Annotated in this window: 4 protein-coding genes; all 4 read left to right on the forward strand. The window is 64.2% G+C overall.

Annotation, left to right across the window (positions count from 1 at the left end; all coding sequences use genetic code 11):
- The first annotated feature begins 329 nt into the window (after positions 1 to 329).
- Entirely contained in the window at positions 330 to 920 is a 591-nt protein-coding gene (locus VF992_04845; protein HEX9340481.1) for a DoxX family protein, read from the forward strand.
- A 73-nt stretch (positions 921 to 993) separates the two neighbouring features.
- Positions 994 to 1,266 carry a hypothetical protein gene (locus VF992_04850; GenBank protein ID HEX9340482.1) on the forward strand — a complete coding sequence of 91 codons (273 nt, stop codon included), beginning with the start codon at positions 994 to 996 and terminating at the stop codon, positions 1,264 to 1,266.
- Positions 1,267 to 1,689 (forward strand): PIN domain-containing protein, encoded by a 423-nt coding sequence (locus tag VF992_04855; protein HEX9340483.1) that lies wholly within the window; start codon positions 1,267 to 1,269, stop codon positions 1,687 to 1,689.
- A gap of 122 nt (positions 1,690 to 1,811) precedes the next feature.
- Positions 1,812 to 2,081 carry an AbrB/MazE/SpoVT family DNA-binding domain-containing protein gene (locus tag VF992_04860; GenBank protein HEX9340484.1) on the forward strand — a complete coding sequence of 90 codons (270 nt, stop codon included), beginning with the start codon at positions 1,812 to 1,814 and terminating at the stop codon, positions 2,079 to 2,081.
- Positions 2,082 to 2,609 lie beyond the last annotated feature (528 nt).

Here is a 2,609-nt window from a genome sequence, read left to right on the forward strand (position 1 = left end):
AATCGCGCCGAACGCGGCGACCGTGCCGAGCCAGACCACCAGTACGACGCCGAAGAACCTCCGCCCCCAACGGCGTTCGGACTCAATGCGGGCGTTAGATATCGGCTCTCCCCCGGGTCGCGATGCCGAGGCTAACCCCGCGTTGGGGTAATAGCCTTGATTGAACATTCATCGAAAGGGTAGCGACTACCTTAATAGTAATCCAGAATCCGGGCCTGGTTGGATGGCGGTTCGGGTGAGCCGCAGGTCCCGCGGCGTGAGCCGATCGCCGCACCGCAATCCGCGACCCGGCCCGGTCGATACGAACCGAAGATTTATCGGAACGTCGTTTGTGGGCGGTCCCGGGGAGAACGATCGTCGCAGAGACGACGGACGGCTGGTTCGTCCGGCACGCCGCGATCCTGAAGACCGCCTTCCGGGTCACGTTCGGCGTGATCTGGGGACTCGACGCCGTGTTCAAGTTCGATCCCGCGCTCGTCGGCGCCTTCCCCCAGATGATCGCGGACGCCGGCGAGGGTCAGCCGGCGTGGCTCCAAGGATGGTTCTCGTTCTGGGCCGGTGTGACGGCGAGCCAGCCCGCCGTCTTCGTCTACGGCACGGGAATCCTGGAGCTCGCCCTCGCGTTCGCCCTCGTCCTCGGGTTCATGCGGAAGCTCGCGTACACCGCAGGCGCCGTGCTGAGCCTGTTCATCTGGGCCGTGCCCGAGGGATTCGGAGGGCCGTACGGACCGGCGTCGACGGACATCGGCACGGGGATCGTGTACGCGCTCGTGTTCCTCCTGCTCATGGAGCTCAACGCGACGTACGGTGCGAGCCGGTACAGCCTGGACGCCGTCATCGAGCGCCGCTGGCCCCGATGGGCGCGGTTGGCGGAGTTCCGAGGAACGACGGTCCGAACCGGGTCTCGTCCCGGTTCCTGAGGCGCCGGTCTCACGCGCCGTCGCAGGCGATCGAAGGGAAAGCGTATATACATTTTCAGGAATACATGTATACATGACAACCTTACGCCTCACCGAACTTCAGAAGAGGAAACTACGAAAGGCTTCTGAGATTCTCGAGGCGGTCACCGGGAGGCGCTTCCCCCATGGCGATGCGGTAGAAGCCCTCGCCGAGTTCGCCCTCCGGCATCGGGAACTCCTCGCTGAGGAATCGACGGAATTCGAGGCCGTCCCCGAAGAGGATCCGTTCTTCGACCTCTCGATCGTGTTCGACATGGGCCGCACGGACGCGCGCACGATCGACCGCCTGCTGTACGGGAGGAAGTGATTGCCGGAACACGCCTTCGTCGACACGAGCTTCCTCGTGGCGCGGTTCAATCGGAGCGATGCTCGCCACCGAGCCGCCCGACGCATCCTCGAGGGGATGAGGCAGCCCGGGGCCGTGGTCTATCGGCTCGTGTTCAGCGACTACGTCTTCGATGAGAGCGTGACGACGATTCGGTTCCGGACGGGACGCCACGAGATGGCCGCCACCGCCGGTCGTGCCATGCGGGACTCCCGCACGCTCCACCTGATCCGGGTGGAGCCTCCGGTCTTCGAAGCCGCTTGGCGACTCTTCCTGGACAGGAAGGACAAGGAATGGTCGTTCACCGACTGCACATCCTTCGTCCTCATGGAGAGCCTGGACATCCGGAAGGCGTTGTCCTTCGACGACAACTTCCGGCAAGCCGGCTTCGCCATGTTGCCATAGGCGGTCGCCGCGTTCGGCGGCTGGGTACGAGTTCGCAATCAACCGTCCACGACATCCTGTCCTGTGCGGTGAAAGGAATGGTATGTAAACCATCAGATACTCAGAGCGGTATCTGTGGTATCATGCCAACCGTCGTGACGATTGACAAGGCCGGGCGGATCGTCGTCCCGAAGGAGACCCGAGAAGCCCAACACATTCGGCCGGGGACGAAGTTCCTCCTCGTCGAGGGCGCCGACGGACGGATCTGGCTCCAGCGGCTTGACGCGGAGGAGCTCGCACGCCGAATCCAGGGCGAAACCCGCGGTGTGAACCTCGATGCCATCATCGCGAAAGTCGAACGCGAGGTTGAGGACCTCACCGCGAAGCGATATCCAGCGGCGCGCCCGCGATGACCCGGGAGGGCCCGCGACGTGGCGGCCGATCGTCCGTGACTTCGGAGACCTTCACGGTCGTGGGCCTATCCGGTATACAATCGTGAGCGGTATACAGAGGTTTTGAATCCGGTTGCGTCATCCGTCCCCCGCTTCCTGCTCCTCACCGTCCCAGGCGTCGTCTTCGACCCGATCGGGTTCGCGGTGGTGTTCCTCGTCGTGCGCCTTCGCCGGAAGTCAGCGGGGCCGGCCGGGATGATGGCGGGTCCTTTTCCTGCGCAAGCGTTCCCCCGGATCTGCCCGAGATGCGGGCTCCCCAATCCTCCGGACGACGCGTTCTGCTCGCAGCAATCGACGAACCGTTCGGGTTCTGTCACAAATCGGGTGATGGAATCACGCCCATTTGCAACTCCACTCCGCTCGGCTCCTCCCGTGCGCCTCCTCCTTCTCGGAGGAGGTCGTAGAGGGGACTCACGACGTCATGGCGGAGGGCACCGGGCCGGAACCGTACGGCCCTTGCCAAGGCCCCGTTCGAGGCCAAGGCGGTTT

The sequence above is a fragment of the Thermoplasmata archaeon genome, from assembly GCA_036395115.1.
Lineage (GTDB): Archaea > Thermoplasmatota > Thermoplasmata > RBG-16-68-12 > RBG-16-68-12 > RBG-16-68-12.